Consider the following 23689-nt stretch of genomic DNA (forward strand, 5'->3'; position numbering starts at 1 on the left):
GAACGCGGCCTCGGCGTCCCGTTTGTTCTCGGCCATCCAGATGTCCTGTAGATGGCCCTTGGCTTTGGCTTGCAGCGACTTCGGCATGGCATTCAGGACGTTGCCGGTTTTATGCACCCAGCAGCGCTGCTCCCGGGTCTCACCGAACACCTCCCGCAAGGCGTTCCAGAAGCCGAGCGCGCCATCACCAACGGCCAGATCAGGGGCTTTTCTGAGGCCACGACGTTGCAAGTCCAGCAGCAGTTCACGCCAGCTCTGGCTGCTTTCTCGATACCCGTCCACGAGGCCCAGAACATCCTTGTTACCCCACTCGTCCGCGCCGATGATCACCAGCATGCATTGCTTGTCAGCATCCGTGCGCGGCTTGAAATAAACCCCGTCGGCCCAGAAATACACATAGCGTTTGGCCGACAGGTCACGCCGGTTCCAACGCTCGTATTCTGCCCACCACTCCGCCTTCAGGCGCGAAATCGTGCTCGATGTCAAACCACCCGCATCAGGCCCCAGAAGGGCCGCCAGTGCTTCGCCGAAATCACCCGTGGAAATACCTTTGAGATAGAGCCAGGGCAACAACTCCTCGACCGACTTTGCCCGGCGCAGATACGGCGGCAGAAGCGTCGAGGTGAACCTGATCTTCTCCGCCCCCGTGCCACGATCACGCACCCGAGGCACATTCACCGGGACAGGGCCGATCCCCGTCATCACCTCGCGCTCCGGCAGGTATCCGTGGCGAACAAGGCGCTGGCGACCGGCCGAATCCCTCAAATGCGCGTGTTGCGCCATCAGATCACAAACCTCGGCCTCGACCGCCTGTGCCAACAGATCCCGCGCGCCTTTGCGCAAGATATCCGTCAGCGGATCAGGTGAAATTCCGGCTGGATCGGTAAACTCCAAAATAGTATCGTCTTCCATGTGGCATATCCTTTTCTCTCTGAGAATCGCGGCGCGTCAACACCGCCATGATATGCCACCCAATCACCCCATCACCAACTTTCGGGCATTACTCCTAGTATCCACTTTATAGGTCACTCCGAGAATTCGATAGTCGGGTAGTTCTGCATCATTTGGATAGCCTTCCGATTCAAAACGAACCCACTCAGCAAGTGGATCACTCCCTAAGCGCGAAGCAAGGAAGCGCAATTTCAACATTTCAAGGTTGTGTCTCGAAAGTGGTGGAAATTGATTTCAGGCACCTCCGAGCGGGTTGAGTTATGCGCCGGTCAGGCGGCTTGGTCAAGGGTTGCGTCGGCGACGGGCTGAGCGAGCGTTTCCCAGCCATCGACCTTTCGCATGACGATCTGCCCCGAGGCCATCAGAGCCCAAAGCAGCATCGGCACGGTCTCGGCGCATGGCAGCACGGTCTGGGTCTTGATGCGGCGGCGGAATTCCTCGTTCAGGCGTTCGATCGCATTTGTCGTTCTGGCCGATTTCCACTGGCCTTGTGGCAGACGCGTGAAGGTGAAAAGCTTATCTCCTGCTTCTTCCAAGCTGTCAGCGACGGCCTTGCATTTCAGCCGCCATTTTCGCAGAAATGCCTTGCGGCGGGTGGCGATTTCCTCGGGTGTTTTGGCGTAGATCATGTCGCGGTAATCTTCTGTCAACTCATCATGCATACGCTTGGGTGCCTTGGCCAGAAGGTTGCGGTGCTTGTGCACCGTGCACCTCTGGATCGGCAGATCTTCACCCCAGAGGGCAATGAGAGCGACCTCAAGTCCCGGTGCCCCGTCCACGATGACAAATTCGGGCCGTTTCAACCCGCGCGCATCCAGATCGTTGATGAACTGACGCCAGGCGGAGGTGCTTTCGCCGCCCATGTTCATCAGTGATAACAAGACCTTCTGCCCATCCCGGCGCACGCCAATCGCGGCCAGAACCGAGATATTGGTGGCCTTCCTGTCAATCCGCGTTTTGATCACGGTGCCGTCCAGGATCAGCCGCACGATGTCTTCATCCGCAAGGCTGCGGGCGCACCACGCCTGCCAGTCCACCTTCACCTTGCGCCAGGCGCGGCTCACCACATCCTTGCTGACCGCCCCCTGAAACAGGCCGAACAGGGCGCGTTTTACCCGCCGTGTGTTGGTGCCCGAAAGGTAGACAGCAGCGATCAGCGCCTCGGCCTTCTTCGTCAGCCGCTGGTAGCGGGGCAATGCCTTCGAGCGCCATTCTCTGGCCTTGCCGGCCTCGCCTGTGATCCGCGCACGCGGCACGCGCACCGTTTCGGTTCCAAATGTTCCGACCAGTTGCCGCTCGCGATGCCCGTGGCGGTATCCGGCCTTTGCCCCGCCGCTGCGGCCATACCGGCAACGGCCCAGAAACTGCTCCAGCTCCTCTTCGAAAACCGCCTCGATCGTCGCGCGGATGTTCTGGCGCAGCCGGTCTTCAATCGGGTCATAGCCTGCTTCATTGGCCAGTAGCGCGGATGTCGATGTTGCTGTATTCTTTGTCATGGCGTGATCTCCTTGGCGGTTCCAGCCGCCGGTTGGGTGGCTTCGATGCACCCGGAGATTACGCCGTCCTCGAATTTCCACCAAACTCGCGACACTACCTCGGGGTGGAACTGTTATCGAAAATATTCGAGCCATCCGGTGAACGTTGAATCGAAAATCCGTCGTTGTCGGTGCCGAAATCCTCGCCCGCACCGACGCGTGTGGCCGTGCCGGAAAAGCCGGCGTAAGTGGCCGTTGGATCATCCAGAGCATCGCCGTTGAATGTTGCCTGAATGAATTCGTCGTTGGCGGGATCATAAACGACGATATTATCACCGCCATTATTGATCAAAGCAGAACCGCGCCCGGCATCAAAAAACAAATCATCCGGCCCGCCTGTTGGCAAGCTGCCGCCGGCCTGAACACCGGAAATGACCATTGCATGACCGCCAGGCTGCAGGACGGTGCCAGGGGGGAAGGTAAACCAGTTCCCGACGCCCTGATCCCACAATTGCAAACCGGAAATATCAATCGCGGCATTCGAGGTATTGACAAGTTCGATGTATTCATCAGTCGCAGAGGCAGTTCCGTTGCCGTCGGTATCAAAATTGTTTGCACCGTTCGGGTCTACCAGGACCTCGTTTATAACAATGCCGCCTAGCAACTGATCTGCCATAGTTTCCACTCACAATAAACTGTGCATCAAGACGTCTTGATCACTATTTTATACTAAATTTACCCCGACGGGATATTTCCCTAGTCAATTTGAAGGGTTATCAGATTTGGGCAATCAGCTCAAGCTGGCTCGTTGCTTTGGAACTTCTATGTCTGTTAGGCGTGTTCTCTGCACAAATATTCCGCTTGTAAACCATGGATTGCGGTGAATTGGCGCGGTTGAGAGAATTCTTTTCCTTTTTATTGACAACCGTCAATGCAAGGCGCATATCGCCCACCGTAAGACATTCAATATCTTGAATACGTCAAACTGTGAAAAGGATAAATCATGCTTATGGACTGGAAAATAGGAGGGGTGGCGCTGGGCATTGTGTTCTTTCTGGCCGTACTCCTTGTTAAACCGATCGGGGTTTCAACGCAGTTCGTGATCCTGGACGGGATTGCCTGGAATGCTGTTGACAGCTCGGTCATCACACAGACCGAGGATGGCAAATATACCTCGACCAACCCTTATCTGGCAAAATCCCACGGTAAATATGCCAAACACGCCGCAAACCCGCTGAACTACAGCTTCGTCTTTGTAATTGCGATGGTTCTGGGGGCTGCTGCTTCGGCCCTGTCGCGCGGACGTGAAAGCGCCGAGGAACGCAGCGTGCCGCAAATCTGGCGCGCGAATTTCGGCGACAGCAAGGCCAAGCGCTATGCCGCGGCCTTTGTTGGCGGCTTTATCGTGCTTTACGGCGCGCGTCTGGCCGGTGGTTGTACATCGGGCCATATGATGAGCGGCCTGATGCAGACATCGCTATCTGGCTATCTGTTCACGCTGGGCGCATTCGGGGCCGCGATCCCGACTGCCATGATCATGTATAAAAGGAGCTAAGCCATGACTGTTTTTCTTGCACTTGTTATCGGCGGGCTGTTTGGCTTTGTTCTGGACCGGATCGGGGCGACGAACCCGAACTGGATCATCAAAATGCTGAATCTGTCCAACCTGCACCTGATGAAAACCATTCTGTTGGCCATCGGTGTTGGCTCGGTGTTGATGTTTGCCGGCCAGATGGTCGGTTTCGTTGATGTTGGCCACATGTCGGTCAAAACCGCCGAGGTAGGCGTTTTCGTTGGCGGCCTGCTGCTGGGCTTTGGCTGGGCGTTCTCGGGCTTTTGCCCCGGCACCGGCGTCGCTGCTGCTGCTTCCGGTCGTAAGGATGCGCTGTTCTTTATCGCTGGTGGCCTGTTGGGCGCTGCGGCCTATATGGCGACTTATGGTTCGATCATGAGCACCTTCCTGTTCGACAAAATCGGTGGCGGCAAGGTGACTTTGGGCACCGTTCCCGGCTCGAAATTCGAAGGGCTGACAGGCATCCCCGGCGATCTGCTTGGCATTGCGCTGGGCGTTGCGTTCATTGTTGTTGCTTTTGCCCTGCCAAACAAACTGGTTGGTGGTGACGCCCCTTCGGACGCTGTTCCGGCTGAATAAATAAGCCCAAAACCCACTCACGGGGTGAACGGCCGCAGGGGAAACCTTGTGGCCGTTTTCGTTTTTGCACAACATTCGGGTCGTCCGAACGGGCAGAAAGGGGCAGCATGGCAAGGCAACTTGTGAAAGGAACCCCCGATGCAACTGACCTATCTACCCTATGATCCCGATTGGGTGGCGCAATTGCGCGCTGGTGGCACGGATGCTTATGGCTTGCCTGCTGAACGCGTGATTTCGGATGGCGGCGGCAACCCCTGCCGCCATTGCCTGACCGACATCCCCAAGGGGGCCGAAATGCTGATTTGTGCCGCCCGCCCGTTTCCCGACCCGCAGCCCTATGCCGAAACCGGCCCGATCTTTTTATGTGCTGATTGCTTGCCCTATACGGGCGATGGTCTGCCGCCGGTCCTGGTAAGCCGCAAGGAATGTCTGCTGAAAGCCTATGGCGCGGACAACCGGATTGTCTATGGCACAGGGCAGATCACCCCGACCGCTGAAATCGAGGATTACGCAGGGGTCTTGTTATCGGACCCGAAGGTTGCCTATGTTGATGCAAGATCGGCCACCAACAACTGCTTCACCCTAAGGATCATCCGAACCCCATGAGCCAGAATTTCGACAACATCCCCGAAACCGCCCTTGACTGGCACCGCGCCGGTCGCGGGGCGGCACTGGCCACTGTGGTGGAAACATGGGGCTCGGCCCCGCGCCCCGTCGGTAGCCAACTGGCGATTGCGGGGGATACGGAAATTGCCGGCTCGGTTTCGGGGGGCTGTGTCGAGGGCGCCGTGATTATCGAGGCGATGGATGCGCTTGAGGACGGCAAACCGCGGATGATGGAATTTGGCGTGTCCGACGATCAGGCCTTTGCCGTCGGACTGGCCTGTGGCGGCAAGATCAGGGTGATGATCGAGCCGATAGGCCCGGTGTTGCCCGAAGATATGCTAACCGAACTGGTGGCCGCGCGCGCCGGTCGTGTGCCGGTGGCTTATGTTGTCAATCCTGATGCGCAAACCCGCAGGCTGGCGACAAAGGACGGTTTCCCCGACCGGTTTCGCAGTGACAAATCCGGTTTCGAGGGCGACGAATTCGTTGCCATCCACAACCCGCCGCTGAAAATGATCATGGTGGGGGCGGTGCATATCACCCAGCCTTTGCTGGTGATGGCACGGCTGGCCGGTTATGATCCGGTGCTGGTCGATCCGCGCGCGGCATTCGGGTCCAAGGCGCGGTTTCCGAACGAGGAAATCATAGACGACTGGCCGGACGAAGCATTGCAAGCGCAAGGGCTGGATGTGCGCACGGCGGTTGTCACCCTGTCGCATGATCCGAAAATCGACGATCCCGCCCTGACCGTCGCCCTGCGATCGGATGCATTTTATATCGGCAGCCTAGGATCGACTCGCACCCACGCCAAACGGGTGAACCGGTTAAAGGCGGCAGGCTTCGCGGATGATGAAATCGCCCGAATTCATGCGCCGGTGGGCCTAGATATCGGGTCTAAATCCCCCGCCGAAATTGCCCTGTCGATCATGGCACAGATCACCCAAACCCTGCGCAAATCGGGCTAACATCAACCCGCCGTGCAAGATTCATTTTGCCAAACCGTCGCCCCCGTGTTTTACTCGCCTCTAATTAGAACATAAGGGAGGACGACCATGACACAGGTCACCATGACCGTGAACGGCAAAGCTGTAAGCGGTGAAGCAGAAGGGCGCACACTGCTTTCACAATTCTTGCGCGACGGGCTGGGGCTGACGGGAACACACGTTGGCTGTGACACTTCGCAATGCGGCGCTTGCAGCGTGCATGTCAATGGAAAGCTTGTGAAATCCTGCACCATGTTCGCAATCGAGGCCGACGGGGCCGAGGTATCGACTGTTGAAGGCGAAGCGGACGAGGACGGCACATTGTCGACCATCCAGCAGGCCTTTCAGGACCACCACGGGCTGCAATGCGGTTTCTGCACACCGGGTATGGTGATGGCCACCAAATCCTTGCTGGCCGAGAACCCCAAACCGACCGAGGCCGAAATTCGCGCCTATCTGTCCGGCAATATCTGCCGCTGCACGGGGTATCACAACATTGTCAAGGCAATCATGGCCGCATCCGGTCAGGACATAAGCGCCATCGCCGCAGAATAAGCGGTAGGGCGGGGTTTACCCCGCCGTCACGGAATATCAGGGAGGAATAATCATGCCAGCAGACGGAGGCATCGGCGCCAGCACCAAACGGCGCGAGGACGTCCGGTTTTTAACCGGAAACGGAAATTATACAGACGATATTAACGCAAATGGACAGGCCTATGTCTATTTCCTGCGCTCGGAAATGGCGCATGCGAAAATCAACAGCATCGACACGTCGGACGCCGAAAAGATGGACGGTGTGATCCGCATCTTCACCGGCGAGGATTTTGTCGAAGTGGGCGGTGTGCCTTGTGGTTGGGAAGTGACTGACCGGTTTGGCAACGCCATGCAGGAACCCAAACACCCCATTCTGGCGCACGGAAAGGCGCGCCATGTAGGGGATCCAATGTGTGCGGTTGTGGCGGAAACGCTGGAGCAGGCCCGCGACGCTGCCGAGGCGATCGAGCTGGATCTGGAAGAACTGCCCGCTGTGATCGACATGAAATCCGCGCTGGCCGAAGACAGCCCCAAGGTGCACGACGAACTGGAGTCAAACCTGTGTTACGACTGGGGCTTTGTCGAGGAAAACCGCGAGGCCGTGGATGAGGCAATCAAGAACGCCCACCACGTCACCACGCTGGAACTGCGCAACAACCGGCTGATCGCCAACCCGATGGAGCCACGCGTGGCGATCGGCATGTTTGACCGCACCACGGATGAACATACGCTTTATACCACGTCGCAAAATCCGCATGTGATCCGCCTGTTGATGGGGGCGTTTGTGCTGGGAATTCCCGAACACAAACTGCGGGTGATCTCGCCCGATGTGGGCGGTGGTTTTGGCACCAAAATCTTCCACTATGCCGAAGAAGCGTTCTGCACCTTCGCCGCCAAGGCAGTGAACCGTCCGGTGAAATGGACCTGTAGCCGCTCCGAGGCTTTTGTGTCGGATGCCCATGGGCGTGACCATGTAACCAAGATCGAGCTGGCAATGGACAAGGACGGAAATTTCCTTGCCCTGCGCACAGATACCCACGCCAACATGGGCGCTTATCTGTCGACCTTTGCGCCCAGCGTGCCCACATGGCTACACGGCACATTGATGGCAGGGAACTACAAAACCCCGCTGATCTATGTGAACGTCAAGGCGGTGTTCACCAACACCGTGCCGGTTGACGCCTATCGCGGGGCCGGTCGCCCTGAAGCATCGTTCCAGTTGGAGCGGGTGATCGACAAGGCCGCTTATGAAATCGGCAAAGACCCGATTGAATTGCGCCGCCAGAACTTTATCACCGAATTCCCCTATGCCACCCCTGTAGCGGTGGAATATGACACCGGTGATTACAATGCAACGATGGACAAGATGATCGAGATTGCCGATCTGGCCGGTTTCGAGGCACGTGCCGCCGAAAGCGCCGACAACGGCAAACTACGCGGCCTTGGCGTGAATTGTTATATCGAGGCTTGCGGCATTGCGCCTTCCAACCTTGTAGGCCAATTGGGCGCCCGCGCGGGGCTATATGAAAGCGCCACGGTGCGGGTGAACGCCACGGGATCAATCAGCGTGATGACCGGTTCGCATTCACACGGGCAGGGGCATGAAACCGCCTTTCCGCAGGTGATTGCCGAGATGATCGGCATTGATGCATCGCAAGTGGACATCGTGCATGGCGATACATCCAAAGTGCCGATGGGCATGGGCACCTATGGCTCGCGTTCGTTGGCTGTTGGCGGCAGTGCGATGGTGCGCGCCACCGAAAAAATCATCAACAAGGCCAAGAAAATTGCGGCCCACCTTATGGAAGCCTCGGAAGGGGATATCGAGCTGAAAGACGGACAGTTCACCGTTGCGGGCACCGATAAATCGGTTGCCTGGGGCGATGTGACACTGGCTGCCTATGTGCCGCATAACTATCCGCTTGAAGACCTTGAACCTGGACTGGAGGAAACCGCATTCTATGATCCGGCCAACTTTACCTATCCATCAGGTGCCTATGCCTGCGAGGTCGAAGTGGACCCCGAAACCGGCAAGGTGACGATTGAACGCTTCAGCGCCGCCGATGATTTTGGCAATATCGTCAACCCGATGATCGTTGACGGTCAGGTGCATGGTGGCATCGGGCAGGGCATTGGTCAGGCGCTGCTGGAACACGCGGTCTATGACGAGGACGGGCAGCTGATTTCCGGCTCCTACATGGATTATGCCATGCCGCGTGCCGATGATGTGCCGTTCTATACGGTTGATCATTCCTGCCAGACCCCCTGCACCCACAACCCGCTGGGCGTGAAGGGCTGTGGCGAGGCCGGCGCGATCGGATCCCCCCCCGCGGTGGTCAATGCCGTTGTCGATGCCTTGCGACGGGCCGGTCAGGATATCACCCATATCGACATGCCGCTGACGCCCTCGCGCGTTTGGCAAGCAATGCAATCCTGAAGGAGGAATGAGAGATGTATGCATTTGATGTAGAGACCCCTTCAAGCGTTGCAGAGGCAGTCGCCGCGCTGAAGGACAAAGAGGCAACCGCGCTGGGCGGTGGCCAAACCCTGATCCCGACGCTGAAACAGCGCCTTGCCGCGCCGGAAAAACTGGTCAGTCTGTCGGGTATTGCCGAGATGAAGGGCATATCTGCTGATGGCGGTGTTCTGACCATCGGCGGGGCAACACCCCATGTCGAAGTGGCCGCGCAGGGGGATTACCCCGCGCTGGCGGCTCTGGCGGGCAATATCGGTGATCCGGCGGTGCGCAATCGTGGCACCATTGGCGGATCACTGGCCAACAATGACCCGTCGGCCTGTTACCCGGCGGCGGTGCTGGGCACGGGCGCAACCATTGTCACCAACACGCGCGAAATCGCGGCGGATGACTATTTTCAGGGCATGTTCACCACAGCGCTTGAGGATGGCGAGATTATCACCGCGGTGAGGTTCCCCATCCCCGAGGTTGCATCTTACCAGAAGTTCGACCAGCCCGCCTCGCGCTTTGCGCTGGTCGGGGTGTTCGTAGCCAAAACCGCCGATGGCGTGCGGGTGGCGGTGACGGGCGCATCCGAAGACGGTGTGTTCCGCTGGACCGAGGCCGAAACGGCGCTGAACAAAGAGTTCCGCAGTGATGCGCTGATGGATTTGAACATCAACGCGATGAACATGATCGGCGATTTGCACGGCACCAAGGAATACCGCGCCCATCTGGTCAAGGTGATGACACGCCGCGCGATCAACGCGATCGGGTAAATGGGCTGTGGCCCCGCATAGGATGCGGGGCCTGCCCGTGAGAACAAACAGCAAGGCCCCGGATCAGGTCCGGGGCTTGCGCATTTTTAGATAGGGTGATCCATCAGACTGATAACAGATATATGGCACAGCTTTCGATCCCTGCCAACTTGGGTGCAAATCTGGGTCGCTCTAATCCTTGTGCCTGTCAATATGATGTCTCTGCTATTTCTAAACGAGCCCAAAGGTATTCTGATTGCCGCACTGGCGGTAGGTGGCATGATGCCGAATATTGCGATCATGCTGGCCGAGCGGGGTCTGTCGAAAATGATGGCCCTGCCGCACCTGCTGATCTGGATTCCGCTGCTTTTGATTCTCTGGCCACTTCTGGGCGCCGTTACAGGTGGCTATCAGAAATATCTGTGGCTGCTGTTTGCCGTGGACGGGCTGTCGCTGGCTTTTGACATTCCGGATGCGTGGAAGTGGTGGAGAGGGGATCGTGCTGTGGCAGGGGCGCAATAAAAAGCCCCCGCAAAATGCGAGGGCTTTTCTATAAACTGTAAAGCGTTGCCTACTTTGGAAGTTGGCCGATCATCATGATCATCTGGCGACCTTCCATCCGAGGCATGCTTTCAACCTTGCCGTGGTCTTTGACATCCTCGGCCACCCGTTCCAGCAATTCGCGGCCCAGATTAAGGTGCGCCATTTCGCGGCCACGAAAACGCAGGCTGATCTTTACCTTGTCGCCGTTTTCCAGAAACTTGAACACATTGCGCATTTTCACATCGTAATCATGCGTATCGGTGTTCGGGCGGAATTTGACTTCCTTGACCTCGATGGTCTTTTGTTTCTTGCGTGCCTCGGATTCACGTTTCTGCTGTTCATACTTGAACTTGCCGAAATCCATGATTTTGCACACAGGCGGGTTGGCGTTTGGCGAAATTTCCACCAGATCCAGTCCGGCCTCGTCTGCCATATCCATGGCGCGCGCAGGGGTAACAACCCCGACGTTTTCACCGTCGGCACCAATAAGCCGGATTTCCTTGGATGTGATGCGTTCATTTACGCGGGGGCCAGTGTCGCGCTGTGGCGGGGCATTGTGTGGTCTGCGGGCTATGACTTTGATCCTTTGATTGTGAAGCCTTGTCTTATGCGGAAAATAGACGGGCGCGCGCGCGCTTACAAGGTGTTATTCGCCCTGAAATGAGCAATAATGTGCTATATTCCCCCTTGCTTGCTTTTCACATGGCTGTGCATCTGTCATAGCACACAGATGTCCGGATGCTTTTGCCGGAAAGTTAACTAGGGGTTTAAAGATGAACAAATCATTACTTATTGCTGCAGCTTTGATTGCTGCGGGGGCTGGTATCTATTTTTATTCGCAAGGGAATAACAGCACTGGCGAGGTGATGGAGCAGGCCACAGATGCGGCCACAAAAGCTGCTGACGATGCTGCCGCGTCGGCCAAAGCCGCAGAAGAAGCCGCAACCAAGGCGGCAGAAGAAGCTGCAGCGAAGTTAGCCGAAGAAGCTGCTGCTGCAGAGGAAGCCGCGAAAGCTGCCGCCGCAGAAGCCGAGGCCGCTGCTGCCAAAGCGGCAGAAGAAGCTGCCGCCGCAGAAGAAGCTGCCAAAGCTGCCGCAGCTGAGGCCGAAGCCGCCGCAGCCAAAGCCGCCGAGGAAGCCGAAGCGAAAGCAGCTGAAGAAGCTGCTGCGGCAGAAGAAGCCGCCAAAGCCGCTGCCGCCGAGGCTGAAGCTGCCGCAGCCAAAGCTGCTGAAGAGGCTGCAGCCGCAGCAGCCGAAGGAACCGAAGCCGCTACCGACGCTGCAAGCAGCACTGAAAACGCAATCACCAACGCCCTTTCCGGTGCTGTTGATGCCGCGTCAACGCCCGCCGAAGGCACAAGCAATATGGCAGCAGATTCTGCATCAGCAGATATGTCCGAAGATCCGGCGCCAACCGAGCAGGAAACATTGCTGACAGCCGATGGTTTTGATGCTGCCAAAGTTGGGGAGATGATTGACGGTTCCGATCTGGACCCAATGAAAAAGACATTGCTGAAAGCCGCTATCGACAAGGCTGGCGAAAATCCGGAAATGGTTAAAGCCGTGATTGAACAGGTGAAAACTGCCTTGGGCATGTAACCCTTTTCAAATCTGATAGATCAAACACCGCGCGAAAAAATTTCTTTTCGCGCGGTGTTTTTGTGTCTGGCAGGTGAAATGGGCCATTCCCCGCCGATACTGGGCAATAACGCGCCGCTTATCGTTACCGGGGTATTTTCTCTGGTTTGGGCAAATCTTGCGGGTCAGTATTTAGGAACGTCTGGAAATTGCACAGTCGCTGCAAAACACATTTGCGCAGGCCGGCATCACCCTGAACCTGAGCGTTGGCACAGGCAAACAGGTCCTGACAAAATATCGTGCCCGTGAACTGGACATGTATATCGGTGCATGGGGTCCGGATTATCCTGATCCGCACACCAACGCCGGCACCTTCGCCTATAACCCCGACAATTCGGACGAAGCGCAGGCAACCGGCCTTTTGGCATGGCGTAATGCGTGGGATACAGACGGGCTGACCGAAAAGGTGGCTGCGGCTGTTGTTGAAGGCGACCGCGACGTGCGCAAAGGCATGTACGAGGAAATCCAGCGTGAATTCCTGCAAAAAGCCCCGTTCGCCATTCTGTTCCAGAAGGTCGAACAGACAGGTCGCCGTGAAAACGTGCAGAACCTGAATCTGGGCGGCGCGATTACCGCTGTGTCCTACTGGCCGGTCACCAAGTAAATGGCGGTCGTTGAAAATAACGGAAACGGGCGGCGCAAGTCGCCCTTTTCCTCGTCCGTTTATGCCACAATCCTGAAAACAATTGGGTCTGTGATTATCACTATGCTGGGGCTGACATTTGTCACCTTTATCATTGGCCGCGTGATGCCAATTGACCCTGTGATTTCGATTGTGGGCGAACGGGCCTCCAAAGAAACCTATGATGCTGCCTATCATGCCATGGGTCTGGATAAACCAATCCTTAAGACCTCTGCATAACATCGGGATTCCCCCGGGTTGGCCGTTTTGGTAAGCTAGCCGGGAAATCTCTGGGGTGAATAGATGGACCTTTTCCTGCACGAAGCGGCGGCACGGATCGGCGCGGATGACGTTCTGTCGAAGATCGACGCGCTGATGGATTGGAACTCGTTTTTGCCGATCCTGCGGCGCGGTCTGGGGCGCTCGGGGATCGGGCCTCAGGGCTATGATCCGCTGGTTCTGTTCAAGTGTCTTCTGGTTGGCCAGTGGCACGGGCTGAGCGACCCGAAGCTGGAGCGGGCCTTGAAGGTGCGGCTGGATTTCATGCTGTTCTGCGGGCTCGATCTGCACGCGTCGGTGCCGGATGAGACGACCCACTGCCGGTTCCGCAATGCGCTGGTCCGGGGTGGCGTTTACGATGAGCTGCTGGCCGAGGTCTGCCGCCAGATCGAGGCGCATGGGCTGAAGCTGAAAGAGGCTGAGGCGGCGATCATTGATGCGACCCTGATCGCGGCGGCGGCGCGCCCGCGCACCCATATCGACGCCCCGCAGGACCGGGCAGAGGACGGGGCAAGGGAAGGGACGCCGGATGATCCGCCCGAGGTCTCACCCGACGGGGCACAGCTGCATTTCAGCGCCGACCCTGATGCCCGCTGGGTCAAGAAGGGCCGCAAGAGCACGCTCGGCTACAAGGGCTTTGCCCGCTGCGACGAAGAGGGCTTTATCGACAAGGTGCACACCACGCCCGCCAATGCCGCCGAAAGCCCCGAATTCGCCACCATGATCGCGGGCGCAAAGGCGCAGCGGGTGCTGGCCGACAAGGCCTATGCGAGCAAGGCCAACCGCCAGATGCTGCGCGGCAAATACCGCGACGGCATCCTGCGCAAGGCAGCGCGCGGCCGCCCCCTGCGGCAATCGGAGAAACGCTTCAACCGGCTGATTTCGAAACGCCGCTTCCGCATCGAGCAGACTTTCGGCACGATGAAACGCCTCTTCGGCCTGCAGCGGGCGAGATATTTCGGGCGCGCCAGGGTGCATGCCCAGATGGTCATGGCCGCCATCGCGCAAAACCTGCTCAAGGCCGCAAACAGGATCACCCTCAACCCGCAAACCCCCGCAATCGCATAGCCCCAAACCCCGCCACCCGTCTGTCCGCCGGACCCGCAGGGGCGCAAGGTGGGCGGCCGAAATCTTGCTTCAACCGAAAGCCATGGCCTCATGCAGAGGTCTTTTAATGGTGGGAGTGTCCCCCCGTTGAAGTCAATTTGCAATCTTTTAGGCCAGATACGAATAAACGATCCCGACCACGCAGATCACCAGCGCGAATAACGATCCGGTATTTCCCATGATGCGCAGCGGATGCTTGGGCGCATTGGCCTTCAGGCCAAAAGGGTGCAATGCCCGCGACACCACCAGCAATATACCGGCAATATGCAGCCACATGCCCCCCACCCCGCGCAGTTCCGCCAGCAGCATCATCAACAGCACAAACGGCACCCATTCGATGAAATTACCGTGCCTGCGGATTTTCTCGTGCAATGCGACATCGCCCGCATCACCGATTGATATGCCATTTGCGGCGCGGGTTTTGGTCACGTTCACCCAAAGCATCAGCATCAGAACCGCCAGCGGCACGGCGTATATCGGGGTAATCTCTAGTGTCATTTGTCTGTCCCTTTCCTTGTTGGTTACGGAATAAAGACGAACGAGGTGGCGGCATTTCGACATAGACGGCAAAATAATTTGAAAAACCGCATTCCCCTACGCCCCGCCATGCCCTAAAAGGCGCCCAACAGCTGCCTTGGGGGATTTGGATGCAAGAGCCGCAGATTACCGACGAGTTGATTTCCAGCCACGGGTTGAGCAAGGATGAATATGCCTTGGTCCTCGAAATTATCGGACGCGAACCGAGCTATACCGAACTTGGTATTTTCTCGGCCATGTGGAACGAGCATTGTTCCTACAAATCCTCGAAAAAATGGCTGCGCACCCTGCCGACCAAAGGCCCGCAGGTCATATGCGGCCCCGGTGAAAATGCCGGCATCGTCGATATTGGTGACGGGCAATGTGTGGTGTTCAAGATGGAAAGCCACAACCACCCGTCCTACATCGAACCCTATCAGGGTGCTGCCACCGGCGTTGGCGGTATCCTGCGCGACGTGTTCACCATGGGTGCCCGCCCGATTGCGGCGATGAATTCGCTGTCCTTCGGTGAACCGGCACATCCCAAAACACGCCAGCTGGTGCATGGTGTGGTCGAAGGTGTGGGCGGATATGGCAACTGTTTTGGCGTGCCCACCGTTGGCGGCGAGGTGCGCTTCCATCCGGCCTATAACGGCAACTGTCTGGTCAACGCCTTTGCCGCCGGTCTGGCCGACACCGACAAGATTTTCTATTCCGCGGCTTCCGGAGTCGGTATGCCGGTTGTCTATCTGGGGGCCAAAACCGGCCGAGATGGCGTTGGCGGCGCGACAATGGCCTCGGCCGAATTTGACGACACCATCGAGGAAAAGCGCCCCACCGTTCAGGTGGGTGATCCGTTCACTGAAAAACGCCTGATGGAGGCCACGCTGGAACTGATGGCCACCGGTGCCGTGATCTCGATTCAGGACATGGGCGCGGCGGGTCTGACCTGTTCCGCCGTTGAAATGGGCGATAAGGGTGACCTTGGCGTGCGGCTGGATCTGGACCGCGTGCCGGTGCGCGAGGAAAATATGACCGCCTATGAAATGATGCTGTCGGAAAGCCAGGAACGCATGTTGATGGTGCTGAACCCGGAACTAGAAGACGTGGCCAAGGCCGTGTTTGAAAAATGGGATCTGGATTTTGCCATCGTCGGCGAAACCATCGCCGAGGACCGCTTTGTCATCATGCATGGCAATGAGTTAAAGGCCGATCTGCCGCTGAAGGCCCTGTCTGGCAACGCGCCGGAATATGATCGCCCCTGGGTCGAAACACCCCCTGCCGAACCACTGGCCGAGGTGCCGGAAATCGACGCAATCGACGGGTTGCGCGCGCTGATCTCCTCGCCCAACTATGCTGCGAAACAGTGGGTTTACGAACAATACGACACCATGGTCATGGCCGATTCCGCCGTTCTGCCCGGCATCGGTGCAGGCGTGGTGCGGGTGCATGGCACTGACAAGGCGCTGGCGTTCACCTCGGATGTGACGCCGCGCTATGTGATGGCCAACCCGTTCGAGGGCGGCAAACAGGCGGTGGCCGAGGCCTATCGCAACCTGTGTGCCGTTGGCGCCAAACCGCTGGCGACCACCGACAATATGAACTTCGGCAATCCCGAAAAGCCCGAAATCATGGGCCAGTTCGTCGGCGCGATCAAAGGCATTTCCGAAGCGGTTTCCGCGCTGGATATGCCGATCGTGTCGGGCAACGTATCGCTATATAATGAAACCGACGGCACCGGCATCTTGCCCACCCCCACCATCGGCGCGGTCGGCCTGATTGAAAACATCGACGATCTGATTTCCGGCCTGGCCCGCGAAGGCCATGTTGCCCTGTTGGTCGGGGAAACCACCGGCCACCTTGGCCAATCCGCCCTGCTGGCCGAGGTATTCAACCGGCAAGACGGCGACGCGCCGCATGTGGACCTGGAGGCCGAACGTCGCGCCGGTGAATTCATCCGCGCCAATGGCGAATTGATCAAGGCAGTGACCGACCTGTCCGATGGCGGGCTGGCGCTGGCCGCCTTTGAAATGGCTGAAAATGCGGGCGTTGGCGTCACGCTGGACGCTGCCGACACCCCCACCCTGTTTGGCGAGGATCAGGCGCGTTACCTGATTGCCTGCAATTTCGATCAGGCCGAAGCGCTGATGATTGCCGCTTCCGAAGCCGGCGTGCCGATTGCGACGGTGGGGCGGTTTGGCGGCGATGCGGTGACATTTGGTGAAGTTTCCGCGCCTCTGTCGGAGTTGTCCGACATCTATCGCAGCAGCTTTGAAGCAACTGTAACCTGATCCGTTGTCACAAAGAAATTTGGGGAACAATGACGCAGGCACGGGTTGCCCCTCTTGCGCGGGTGCCATTCCCGACTTAAATAGTAAGCAACATAAATTCGGAAGGATATCACCCATGGCCATGCAAGCCCACGAAGTAGAAGAGCTGATCCGCGCCTCTTTTCCAAACGCCAAGATCACAATCGCAGGCGATGACGGGGTGCATTTTTCGGCCATGGTGGTGGACGAAAGTTTCCGCGATATGAACCGCGTACAACAACAACGTGCTGTTTTTGCGGCCCTGAAGGGCAAGATGGATGGCCCGAACGGCGAACTGCATGCGCTGGCGCTGACCACCAAGGCACCGGAATAGGCGATGGGGCTGTGGCAAAGCATCCTCTTGGGTATTGCCGCCCTGATTGCTATTGCGATCCTGATTGAAATGATCCTGAAGCGTAACAAGCCGCGACCACCACTGGCAAAACAGTTTCTGGAGAACGAGGTTTATAGTGACGACGAAGGCAAACCGGAACTGGGCATGGAAGCCGTCGATATGGATGTAATCCGGGCCTCGGAAGGGGCCAACCGTTCGGCGGCGGCCCTTGGGGCGCGTGATATGTAGTTCTGGACAAGACTTACAAGAAAGCGGCACCGCCGTAAAACAAACACACCGCCAACGCGGAAAAACGGAGATAAAACATGACCGACGCAACAACCCAGATCAAAGACACAGTCACCAGCAACGACGTGGTTCTGTTCATGAAAGGCACCAAAGATGCGCCACAGTGCGGGTTTTCATCCCGCGTTACCGGTGTGCTGAATTTCATGGGTGTGGAATTTGCCGATGTGAACGTGCTGGCTGACGAGGGCATCCGCCAAGGCATCAAGGACTATTCCGACTGGCCCACCATCCCGCAGCTGTATGTCAAAGGCGAATTTGTGGGCGGTTGCGACATCGTCACCGAAATGACCCTGTCGGGCGAGCTGGACCAGTTGTTCGACAAAGAAGGCGTTGCTTACAACAAAGAAGCCGCCGACAAAATTCGCGAGGCCAACGGTTAAGCCGCCGATTCACGACTTTCAGATTTGATAGGGGGACGGTGCATTGGCCCGTCCCCTTTCGACATCAGGGCATCCGCATTGCGCTGGATGGACAGGCTCAAATCCTCGATCCGTTCCAATTGATCATCAACATTGGTCTGGAACCCCGCCAGCTGGGTGATCACATAGTTCAGGCTTTCGCCGCCCTTGGACAAGCGCGCACTTTCGATATTGCACATCACACGGGTCGAACTTAGCCCAAGGGTGAAGCGCCGCATAACAGCCACCGCGCGCGAGATCCGCAAAGCGACTTCGGAAACCTCGTTCAGCCCCTCCATCGCTTTTCGGGTCGAAATAGTGGCGAGATTTACCATCTGTTGTTGCTCTGCCTTCAGATCGCAACCGCCGAGCGCACGCCGCTCCAGGGAAAAATTGGTCGACATTTCCCGCAACATCCGCGCCGTGCCCAACAGGAACCGGCATTCGGCAAGCGTGTCACACATGGTGGCGAAATCGCTATCCGAATTGGTGACATAGCGCCGGAACCATTGCGCCATTTCCTCGGACATGGACCAGTAATTTTGCGACAAGGCGCTGACCGCCCCGCCCGAAGGTTCCAGCCGCGAGGCAATGATGCGCATATTGGTCGGCACGGTGCTGACCGCGTGAAATCCGTCCGATAGCGAAATGGTTTCGGCTTTCAGGGCAGTGGCCGCTTCGGCCATTTCACTAAATTTTTCAATTTCAAAGACCTCTGCATAACATCGGGATTCCCCCGGGTTGGCCGTTTTGGTAAGCTAGCCGGGAAATCTCTGGGGTGAATAGATGGACCTTTTCCTGCACGAAGCGGCGGCACGGATCGGCGCGGATGACGTTCTGTCGAAGATCGACGCGCTGATGGATTGGAACTCGTTTTTGCCGATCCTGCGGCGCGGTCTGGGGCGCTCGGGGATCGGGCCTCAGGGCTATGATCCGCTGGTTCTGTTCAAGTGTCTTCTGGTTGGCCAGTGGCACGGGCTGAGCGACCCGAAGCTGGAGCGGGCCTTGAAGGTGCGGCTGGATTTCATGCTGTTCTGCGGGCTCGATCTGCACGCGTCGGTGCCGGATGAGACGACCCACTGCCGGTTCCGCAATGCGCTGGTCCGGGGTGGCGTTTACGATGAGCTGCTGGCCGAGGTCTGCCGCCAGATCGAGGCGCATGGGCTGAAGCTGAAAGAGGCTGAGGCGGCGATCATTGATGCGACCCTGATCGCGGCGGCGGCGCGCCCGCGCACCCATATCGACGCCCCGCAGGACCGGGCAGAGGACGGGGCAAGGGAAGGGACGCCGGATGATCCGCCCGAGGTCTCACCCGACGGGGCACAGCTGCATTTCAGCGCCGACCCTGATGCCCGCTGGGTCAAGAAGGGCCGCAAGAGCACGCTCGGCTACAAGGGCTTTGCCCGCTGCGACGAAGAGGGCTTTATCGACAAGGTGCACACCACGCCCGCCAATGCCGCCGAAAGCCCCGAATTCGCCACCATGATCGCGGGCGCAAAGGCGCAGCGGGTGCTGGCCGACAAGGCCTATGCGAGCAAGGCCAACCGCCAGATGCTGCGCGGCAAATACCGCGACGGCATCCTGCGCAAGGCAGCGCGCGGCCGCCCCCTGCGGCAATCGGAGAAACGCTTCAACCGGCTGATTTCGAAACGCCGCTTCCGCATCGAGCAGACTTTCGGCACGATGAAACGCCTCTTCGGCCTGCAGCGGGCGAGATATTTCGGGCGCGCCAGGGTGCATGCCCAGATGGTCATGGCCGCCATCGCGCAAAACCTGCTCAAGGCCGCAAACAGGATCACCCTCAACCCGCAAACCCCCGCAATCGCATAGCCCCAAACCCCGCCACCCGTCTGTCCGCCGGACCCGCAGGGGCGCAAGGTGGGCGGCCGAAATCTTGCTTCAACCGAAAGCCATGGCCTCATGCAGAGGTCTTTTTCAGGGTCAGTCTTGGTGTTGACCATGCTATCGCGCGCAGCCAATTCGCGCGTCAGGGCATCACTTTCAAAGGATCGATAGTCGGAATATCCCAGTTCGCCGATCCGTTGCACCAGTCGTGCCGCGCTTTCCTCGGGTGTCAGCCCCTGTTTTTCCTCGGCCTCGCGCAGCGTTTCATATTCCTGTCTGATCGTTTCAAACAGATCACTGGCAGGTTTGATCCGGATTGACAGGAACCCGCCCTGAAACGGCATCGCCACCGCATAGACCCAATAATGCAACCCGTCCCGCGCCCTGTTCTTGACGTAGGCACCGATCGGTTCACCTGCCTTAAGCGTTTCCCAGAACAGCCAGAACACGCCTTTGGGCATATCGGGATGGCGGATGCGTTTATGGGGGGCGCCAATCAATTCGTCCCAGCCATAATCGGAAACCCGTTTGAATACATAGTTCCCGCATTCAATCACCCCGCGATGATCTGTGCGCGAGAAGAAGATTTCATCAAACCCGAAGGGGGCTTCGCCCGTGGCGGGGCGATACACATTTCTTTTTTCAACGAATCCCAACGATCAAACCCTTTGTATTCCGCCCCAACTGTTAGGGGCAAAGGGTTGCCGTCGGGTTAATCCGTTACCCCGCCTTCAATTTCTCCTCGACCTTGTCGGCCAAAGCCTCGGTGCGGGCGGCAATTTCGGCCATGGTGTCGGTGACCATCGGCGGGATCACTGCGACCTCGACCCGTTCGGGTTCGGGGGCCGGTTTTTCGCGCATTTCTTCCAGCAGGGCCTCTTGGGCGCCCAGTTTTCCTTCGGCATCGCGCAGCTTTTCTTCCAGACCGGCGGTTTTATCGGCCAGCATCAGACCGGCCATCAGCAACATGCGGGGCTCGGGAATGCGGCCGATTTGTTCGGTCAGAACGGTGGCCTCGTTGTCCAGCAGTTTGGCGGCAGCGTGCAGGAAATGTTCCTCGCCCTCCTGACAGGCAACGGTGAATTTGCGTCCGCCAATGGTGATTGTTGTCTCGGCCATTATGCGCCCTCCCCGATCAGCGGTTTTAGTTCGGTCATAATCGTTTCCAATTCGGCCAGATCGGCCTTGCGGGCGGTTTGCAACGCCTCGAGTTCGGTTTGCAGGGTCTTGTTGACCAGTTCCGCGTCCTTGTCGCCAGACGTGGCTTGCTGGGCCTCGGTGGCCTCGCGCAGCTCATTGTTCAGGGCGATCAGGGTTTTGGCATCTTCTTCCTGACGCGCCACGGTGGCGGTCAGATCGGAAATCTGTTTTTCCAGATCCTTGATCAGGGTTTCCTGTTTATCCTTGATCGCCGCAACGCGTTCTTCCAACTGGGCGTTTGCGGCCTTTTCGGCCTCCAGCGCCTCTTGCAACGCGGCGGTATCGCCGGTGCTTTCGCCAGCCCCGCCTTGCCCCAAGGTATCCACACCGGCATCAATACGCGCCAGCGCATCCGTGATCCGGCGTTCAAGTTCTGTTATCTCGCTCACTTTGCCTGTCTCCTCACTCGCCTATTCCCACCCTGCGCGAATCGCAAATCCTCGCGCTTATGGGGTGAGTTTACCCAATCAGCAGCGGAAATGCCCGCCCTTTTCCCCGATCCACCCCCTGCCCGCTTGATCTTATCTGTGGCGCTGCTATCACCACGGGGTAAGTTTAGCCCCAGATAAGGACAAACCGCCGTGGATATTCAGACTTTGCGTAAAAACCACCCCGATCACTGGATGAAGGCCGCCGCCATCCGCACGCTGACACTGGACGCGATTGCAGCGGCAAATTCCGGCCACTCGGGGATGCCGATGGGCATGGCAGATGTCGCTACAGTGCTGTTCGAAAAGCACCTGAAGTTTGACGCAAAAGCCCCGCATTGGCCCGATCGCGACCGGTTTATCCTGTCGGCTGGTCATGGCTCGATGCTGATCTATTCGCTGCTGTATCTGACGGGGTGCGAGCAGGTCACGCTGGACGAGATCAAGAATTTCCGCCAGTGGGGCGCACGCACGGCGGGCCATCCGGAATACGGCCATGTAGAAGGGGTTGAAACCACCACCGGCCCGCTGGGTCAGGGCATCGCCAATTCGGTCGGCTTTGCCATTGCCGAGGAAATCCAGCGCGCGCGTTACGGCAAGAAAGTTGTCAATCACCACACCTATGTGATTGCCGGTGACGGTTGCCTGATGGAGGGCATTTCCCAAGAGGCCATCGGTCTGGCCGGGCGTCACGAATTGGGCAGGTTGATCGTGTTGTGGGACAACAACGATATCACCATTGATGGCAAGGTATCCCTGTCGGACCGCACGGACCAGATGATGCGGTTCCGCGCCTCGGGCTGGTCGGTGTTCGAAATTGACGGCCACGATCCGGTGGCAATTGACGAAGCCCTGACGGCCGCCAAGAAAACCAAGAAGCCGTCATTGATTGCCTGCAAGACGCATATCGCCCTTGGCTCTAGCGCGCAGGATACATCCAAAGGCCACGGTGCCCTGACCGATCCGAAACTGATCGAGGACACCAAGAAAGCATACGGCTGGACGTCGCCCGCCTTTACCATCCCCAAGGACATCAAGGCCGAGTGGGAAGCCATCGGCGCACGCGGCAAGGCCGAGCGCGTTGCATGGGAAGAACGCTTTCTGACCATCCCCGGCAACAAGCAGCGTGAATTCCAGCGCGCCTATGCGCTGGATCCGCACAAGAAACTGTCAGCTACCATCAAGGCGCTGAAAAAACAGATTTCCGAGGAAGCACCTAAGGTTGCCACCCGTAAATCCAGCGAAATGGTGCTGGAAGTGGTCAATCCGTTCATGATTGAAACTGTGGGTGGCTCGGCCGATCTGACCGGATCAAACAACACCAAATCCGGCGATATGGGCACATTCGACATTGATAACCGCGGCGGGCGCTACATCTACTACGGTATCCGCGAACATGGTATGGCGGCGGCGATGAACGGTATGGTGCTGCATGGCGGTGTCCGCCCCTATGGCGGCACCTTCATGTGTTTCACCGATTACGCCCGTGGCGCGATGCGCCTGTCCGCGCTGATGCGGGTGCCGACGGTTTATGTGATGACACACGATTCCATCGGTCTGGGCGAAGATGGCCCGACCCACCAGCCGGTTGAGCATCTGGCCATTTCCCGCGCCACGCCAAACACCTATGTGTTCCGCCCCGCCGACACCGTGGAAACCGCCGAGGCTTGGGAGATCGCACTGACCAGCAAGGAAACCCCGTCCGTTCTGGCCCTGTCCCGTCAGGGGCTGCCCACCGTGCGTCTGGAACACAAGACCAAGAACATGACCGCACAGGGCGCCTATGTGCTGCAAGATGCCGAAGGCAAACGCCAAGCCATCATCATGGCCACTGGCTCCGAAGTGGAAATTGCCCTTGCCGCGCGTGATATCCTGCAAGCGGAAGGCATCGGCACCCGCGTGGTCTCCATGCCCTGCATGGAGCTGTTTGCCGAGCAGGACGAACGCTATCGCAAACGTATCCTGCCCGGTGGTCCGGTGCGCGTGGCGGTCGAGGCTGCTGTGCAAATGGGCTGGGACCGCTGGCTGACCGGCGAACGTGGCAAATCCACCAAGGCGGGCTTTGTCGGTATGCATGGCTTTGGCGCTTCGGCCCCGGCAGATGTGCTCTATGAAAAGTTCGGTATCACCGCACAGGCCGTGGCCGACAAGGTGAAATCCCTCCTGTAAGACACAGTCGATTGAAACACCTGCGGGGGGCTTTGTGGCCCCCCGTTTTTGTTGTTCTTGAATGTTACCGATAACACCG

Annotated in this window: 26 protein-coding genes and 2 pseudogenes; 18 read left to right on the forward strand and 10 right to left on the reverse strand. The window is 58.1% G+C overall.

Going from position 1 to position 23689, the window contains the following annotated elements; genetic code table 11:
- The 4 genes from ACQY4M_RS07870 to ACQY4M_RS07885 form a co-directional block, all read right to left on the reverse strand.
- On the reverse strand, nucleotides 1–912 hold a 912-nt coding region (locus ACQY4M_RS07870), incomplete at its 3' end, for an IS256 family transposase (protein ID WP_428542903.1).
- A gap of 63 nt (nucleotides 913–975) precedes the next feature.
- On the reverse strand, nucleotides 976–1149 hold the full coding sequence (locus ACQY4M_RS07875) for a hypothetical protein (protein ID WP_428542906.1): 174 nt from the start codon (nucleotides 1147–1149) through the stop codon (nucleotides 976–978).
- A 71-nt stretch (nucleotides 1150–1220) separates the two neighbouring features.
- Complete coding sequence (locus ACQY4M_RS07880) at nucleotides 1221–2447, reverse strand: IS256 family transposase (RefSeq protein WP_428539582.1); 1227 nt, start codon at nucleotides 2445–2447, stop codon at nucleotides 1221–1223.
- A 94-nt stretch (nucleotides 2448–2541) separates the two neighbouring features.
- Nucleotides 2542–3102, reverse strand: coding sequence for a lamin tail domain-containing protein (locus ACQY4M_RS07885; RefSeq protein ID WP_428542909.1), 561 nt, complete (start codon nucleotides 3100–3102; stop codon nucleotides 2542–2544).
- 333 nt (nucleotides 3103–3435) lie between these two features.
- Between ACQY4M_RS07885 and ACQY4M_RS07890 the strand changes: the two genes are divergently transcribed.
- From ACQY4M_RS07890 to ACQY4M_RS07925, 8 genes are all read left to right on the forward strand, one after another.
- Complete coding sequence (locus tag ACQY4M_RS07890) at nucleotides 3436–3981, forward strand: YeeE/YedE thiosulfate transporter family protein (RefSeq protein WP_428542912.1); 546 nt, start codon at nucleotides 3436–3438, stop codon at nucleotides 3979–3981.
- A 3-nt stretch (nucleotides 3982–3984) separates the two neighbouring features.
- Nucleotides 3985–4578 carry a DUF6691 family protein gene (locus ACQY4M_RS07895; RefSeq protein ID WP_428542915.1) on the forward strand — a complete coding sequence of 198 codons (594 nt, stop codon included), beginning with the start codon at nucleotides 3985–3987 and terminating at the stop codon, nucleotides 4576–4578.
- Between the two features lie 138 nt (nucleotides 4579–4716).
- Nucleotides 4717–5184, forward strand: a complete 468-nt coding sequence (locus tag ACQY4M_RS07900) for a DUF1203 domain-containing protein (protein WP_428542918.1) — start codon at nucleotides 4717–4719, stop codon at nucleotides 5182–5184.
- Nucleotides 5181–6149, forward strand: a complete 969-nt coding sequence (locus ACQY4M_RS07905) for an XdhC family protein (protein WP_428542921.1) — start codon at nucleotides 5181–5183, stop codon at nucleotides 6147–6149. Before ACQY4M_RS07900 ends, ACQY4M_RS07905 begins: the two co-directional genes overlap by 4 nt.
- A gap of 87 nt (nucleotides 6150–6236) precedes the next feature.
- Nucleotides 6237–6722: a (2Fe-2S)-binding protein gene (locus tag ACQY4M_RS07910; RefSeq protein ID WP_428542924.1), complete on the forward strand. Its 486-nt coding sequence runs from the start codon at nucleotides 6237–6239 to the stop codon at nucleotides 6720–6722.
- Nucleotides 6723–6774: 52 nt separating this feature from the next.
- Nucleotides 6775–9138, forward strand: coding sequence for a xanthine dehydrogenase family protein molybdopterin-binding subunit (locus ACQY4M_RS07915; RefSeq protein WP_428542927.1), 2364 nt, complete (start codon nucleotides 6775–6777; stop codon nucleotides 9136–9138).
- Nucleotides 9139–9152: 14 nt separating this feature from the next.
- Nucleotides 9153–9935: an FAD binding domain-containing protein gene (locus ACQY4M_RS07920; RefSeq protein ID WP_428542930.1), complete on the forward strand. Its 783-nt coding sequence runs from the start codon at nucleotides 9153–9155 to the stop codon at nucleotides 9933–9935.
- A 180-nt stretch (nucleotides 9936–10115) separates the two neighbouring features.
- Nucleotides 10116–10436 (forward strand): hypothetical protein, encoded by a 321-nt coding sequence (locus tag ACQY4M_RS07925; RefSeq protein ID WP_428542933.1) that lies wholly within the window; start codon nucleotides 10116–10118, stop codon nucleotides 10434–10436.
- A 49-nt stretch (nucleotides 10437–10485) separates the two neighbouring features.
- Here ACQY4M_RS07925 and infC read toward each other — a convergent pair whose 3' ends face one another.
- Nucleotides 10486–11040 carry a translation initiation factor IF-3 gene (gene infC, locus ACQY4M_RS07930; protein ID WP_428544434.1) on the reverse strand — a complete coding sequence of 185 codons (555 nt, stop codon included), beginning with the start codon at nucleotides 11038–11040 and terminating at the stop codon, nucleotides 10486–10488.
- A gap of 190 nt (nucleotides 11041–11230) precedes the next feature.
- Between infC and ACQY4M_RS07935 the strand changes: the two genes are divergently transcribed.
- From ACQY4M_RS07935 to ACQY4M_RS07950, 4 genes and pseudogenes are all read left to right on the forward strand, one after another.
- Nucleotides 11231–12055 carry a hypothetical protein gene (locus tag ACQY4M_RS07935; RefSeq protein ID WP_428542936.1) on the forward strand — a complete coding sequence of 275 codons (825 nt, stop codon included), beginning with the start codon at nucleotides 11231–11233 and terminating at the stop codon, nucleotides 12053–12055.
- A 175-nt stretch (nucleotides 12056–12230) separates the two neighbouring features.
- A pseudogene (locus ACQY4M_RS07940) lies at nucleotides 12231–12698 on the forward strand (ABC transporter substrate-binding protein); the annotation flags it as partial.
- The gene (locus ACQY4M_RS07945) at nucleotides 12699–12956 is read left to right on the forward strand and encodes a hypothetical protein (RefSeq protein WP_428542939.1); all 258 of its coding nucleotides are present in this window, start codon (nucleotides 12699–12701) and stop codon (nucleotides 12954–12956) included. It begins immediately after the preceding pseudogene.
- Nucleotides 12957–13019: 63 nt separating this feature from the next.
- Complete coding sequence (locus ACQY4M_RS07950; RefSeq protein ID WP_428539221.1) at nucleotides 13020–14063, forward strand: IS5 family transposase; 1044 nt, start codon at nucleotides 13020–13022, stop codon at nucleotides 14061–14063.
- Nucleotides 14064–14210: 147 nt separating this feature from the next.
- On the opposite strand, the gene ACQY4M_RS07955 is transcribed toward ACQY4M_RS07950, so the two are convergent.
- Nucleotides 14211–14600 (reverse strand): MAPEG family protein, encoded by a 390-nt coding sequence (locus ACQY4M_RS07955; protein ID WP_428542942.1) that lies wholly within the window; start codon nucleotides 14598–14600, stop codon nucleotides 14211–14213.
- A 149-nt stretch (nucleotides 14601–14749) separates the two neighbouring features.
- On the opposite strand from ACQY4M_RS07955, the gene purL reads away from it, so the two are divergent.
- The 4 genes from purL (at nucleotide 14750) to grxD (ending at nucleotide 17950) form a co-directional block, all read left to right on the forward strand.
- Complete coding sequence (purL, locus tag ACQY4M_RS07960; protein ID WP_428542945.1) at nucleotides 14750–16909, forward strand: phosphoribosylformylglycinamidine synthase subunit PurL; 2160 nt, start codon at nucleotides 14750–14752, stop codon at nucleotides 16907–16909.
- A gap of 115 nt (nucleotides 16910–17024) precedes the next feature.
- Nucleotides 17025–17261 carry a BolA/IbaG family iron-sulfur metabolism protein gene (locus tag ACQY4M_RS07965; RefSeq protein ID WP_428542948.1) on the forward strand — a complete coding sequence of 79 codons (237 nt, stop codon included), beginning with the start codon at nucleotides 17025–17027 and terminating at the stop codon, nucleotides 17259–17261.
- Between the two features lie 27 nt (nucleotides 17262–17288).
- Nucleotides 17289–17510, forward strand: coding sequence for a hypothetical protein (locus tag ACQY4M_RS07970; protein ID WP_428542951.1), 222 nt, complete (start codon nucleotides 17289–17291; stop codon nucleotides 17508–17510).
- 77 nt (nucleotides 17511–17587) lie between these two features.
- Nucleotides 17588–17950 (forward strand): Grx4 family monothiol glutaredoxin, encoded by a 363-nt coding sequence (grxD, locus tag ACQY4M_RS07975; RefSeq protein WP_428542954.1) that lies wholly within the window; start codon nucleotides 17588–17590, stop codon nucleotides 17948–17950.
- On the opposite strand, the gene ACQY4M_RS07980 is transcribed toward grxD, so the two are convergent.
- Complete coding sequence (locus ACQY4M_RS07980) at nucleotides 17947–18654, reverse strand: hypothetical protein (protein ID WP_428542957.1); 708 nt, start codon at nucleotides 18652–18654, stop codon at nucleotides 17947–17949. The genes grxD and ACQY4M_RS07980 overlap by 4 nt on opposite strands.
- 100 nt (nucleotides 18655–18754) lie before the next feature.
- Between ACQY4M_RS07980 and ACQY4M_RS07985 the strand changes: the two genes are divergently transcribed.
- Nucleotides 18755–19798, forward strand: a complete 1044-nt coding sequence (locus tag ACQY4M_RS07985) for an IS5 family transposase (RefSeq protein ID WP_428539221.1) — start codon at nucleotides 18755–18757, stop codon at nucleotides 19796–19798.
- A gap of 362 nt (nucleotides 19799–20160) precedes the next feature.
- On the opposite strand, the pseudogene ACQY4M_RS07990 reads toward ACQY4M_RS07985, so the two are convergent.
- The 3 genes and pseudogenes from ACQY4M_RS07990 to ACQY4M_RS08000 all read right to left on the reverse strand — a co-directional run.
- Nucleotides 20161–20445: pseudogene (locus tag ACQY4M_RS07990) on the reverse strand (PAS domain-containing protein); the annotation flags it as partial.
- A gap of 88 nt (nucleotides 20446–20533) precedes the next feature.
- Entirely contained in the window at nucleotides 20534–20932 is a 399-nt protein-coding gene (locus ACQY4M_RS07995) for a cell division protein ZapA (protein WP_428542960.1), read from the reverse strand.
- Nucleotides 20932–21402, reverse strand: coding sequence for a hypothetical protein (locus ACQY4M_RS08000; protein ID WP_428542963.1), 471 nt, complete (start codon nucleotides 21400–21402; stop codon nucleotides 20932–20934). The genes ACQY4M_RS07995 and ACQY4M_RS08000 overlap by 1 nt, the downstream gene beginning before the upstream one ends.
- A gap of 234 nt (nucleotides 21403–21636) precedes the next feature.
- Between ACQY4M_RS08000 and tkt the strand changes: the two genes are divergently transcribed.
- A complete protein-coding gene (gene tkt, locus ACQY4M_RS08005; protein ID WP_428544437.1) occupies nucleotides 21637–23610 on the forward strand; it encodes a transketolase in 1974 nt (657 codons plus the stop codon).
- Nucleotides 23611–23689 lie beyond the last annotated feature (79 nt).

It is taken from the genome of Profundibacter sp. (genome assembly GCF_965277155.1).
Lineage (GTDB): Bacteria > Pseudomonadota > Alphaproteobacteria > Rhodobacterales > Rhodobacteraceae > Profundibacter.

What these genes read in the sequence shown, in the direction of transcription:
- ACQY4M_RS07920 (WP_428542930.1), top strand. Translation starts at nt 9,153, where the DNA reads ATGTATGCATTTGATGTAGAGACCCCTTCAAGCGTTGCAGAGGCAGTC.
- ACQY4M_RS07905 (WP_428542921.1), top strand. Translation starts at nt 5,181, where the DNA reads ATGAGCCAGAATTTCGACAACATCCCCGAAACCGCCCTTGACTGGCAC.
- ACQY4M_RS07875 (WP_428542906.1), bottom strand. Translation starts at nt 1,149, where the DNA reads ATGTTGAAATTGCGCTTCCTTGCTTCGCGCTTAGGGAGTGATCCACTT.
- ACQY4M_RS07945 (WP_428542939.1), top strand. Translation starts at nt 12,699, where the DNA reads ATGGCGGTCGTTGAAAATAACGGAAACGGGCGGCGCAAGTCGCCCTTT.
- ACQY4M_RS07915 (WP_428542927.1), top strand. Translation starts at nt 6,775, where the DNA reads ATGCCAGCAGACGGAGGCATCGGCGCCAGCACCAAACGGCGCGAGGAC.
- ACQY4M_RS07980 (WP_428542957.1), bottom strand. Translation starts at nt 18,654, where the DNA reads ATGGCCGAAGCGGCCACTGCCCTGAAAGCCGAAACCATTTCGCTATCG.
- ACQY4M_RS07965 (WP_428542948.1), top strand. Translation starts at nt 17,025, where the DNA reads ATGGCCATGCAAGCCCACGAAGTAGAAGAGCTGATCCGCGCCTCTTTT.
- ACQY4M_RS07955 (WP_428542942.1), bottom strand. Translation starts at nt 14,600, where the DNA reads ATGACACTAGAGATTACCCCGATATACGCCGTGCCGCTGGCGGTTCTG.
- ACQY4M_RS07880 (WP_428539582.1), bottom strand. Translation starts at nt 2,447, where the DNA reads ATGACAAAGAATACAGCAACATCGACATCCGCGCTACTGGCCAATGAA.
- ACQY4M_RS07890 (WP_428542912.1), top strand. Translation starts at nt 3,436, where the DNA reads ATGGACTGGAAAATAGGAGGGGTGGCGCTGGGCATTGTGTTCTTTCTG.
- ACQY4M_RS07900 (WP_428542918.1), top strand. Translation starts at nt 4,717, where the DNA reads ATGCAACTGACCTATCTACCCTATGATCCCGATTGGGTGGCGCAATTG.
- ACQY4M_RS07935 (WP_428542936.1), top strand. Translation starts at nt 11,231, where the DNA reads ATGAACAAATCATTACTTATTGCTGCAGCTTTGATTGCTGCGGGGGCT.
- tkt (WP_428544437.1), top strand. Translation starts at nt 21,637, where the DNA reads ATGAAGGCCGCCGCCATCCGCACGCTGACACTGGACGCGATTGCAGCG.
- ACQY4M_RS07985 (WP_428539221.1), top strand. Translation starts at nt 18,755, where the DNA reads ATGGACCTTTTCCTGCACGAAGCGGCGGCACGGATCGGCGCGGATGAC.
- ACQY4M_RS07885 (WP_428542909.1), bottom strand. Translation starts at nt 3,102, where the DNA reads ATGGCAGATCAGTTGCTAGGCGGCATTGTTATAAACGAGGTCCTGGTA.
- ACQY4M_RS07910 (WP_428542924.1), top strand. Translation starts at nt 6,237, where the DNA reads ATGACACAGGTCACCATGACCGTGAACGGCAAAGCTGTAAGCGGTGAA.
- ACQY4M_RS07895 (WP_428542915.1), top strand. Translation starts at nt 3,985, where the DNA reads ATGACTGTTTTTCTTGCACTTGTTATCGGCGGGCTGTTTGGCTTTGTT.
- ACQY4M_RS07950 (WP_428539221.1), top strand. Translation starts at nt 13,020, where the DNA reads ATGGACCTTTTCCTGCACGAAGCGGCGGCACGGATCGGCGCGGATGAC.
- ACQY4M_RS07995 (WP_428542960.1), bottom strand. Translation starts at nt 20,932, where the DNA reads ATGGCCGAGACAACAATCACCATTGGCGGACGCAAATTCACCGTTGCC.
- grxD (WP_428542954.1), top strand. Translation starts at nt 17,588, where the DNA reads ATGACCGACGCAACAACCCAGATCAAAGACACAGTCACCAGCAACGAC.
- purL (WP_428542945.1), top strand. Translation starts at nt 14,750, where the DNA reads ATGCAAGAGCCGCAGATTACCGACGAGTTGATTTCCAGCCACGGGTTG.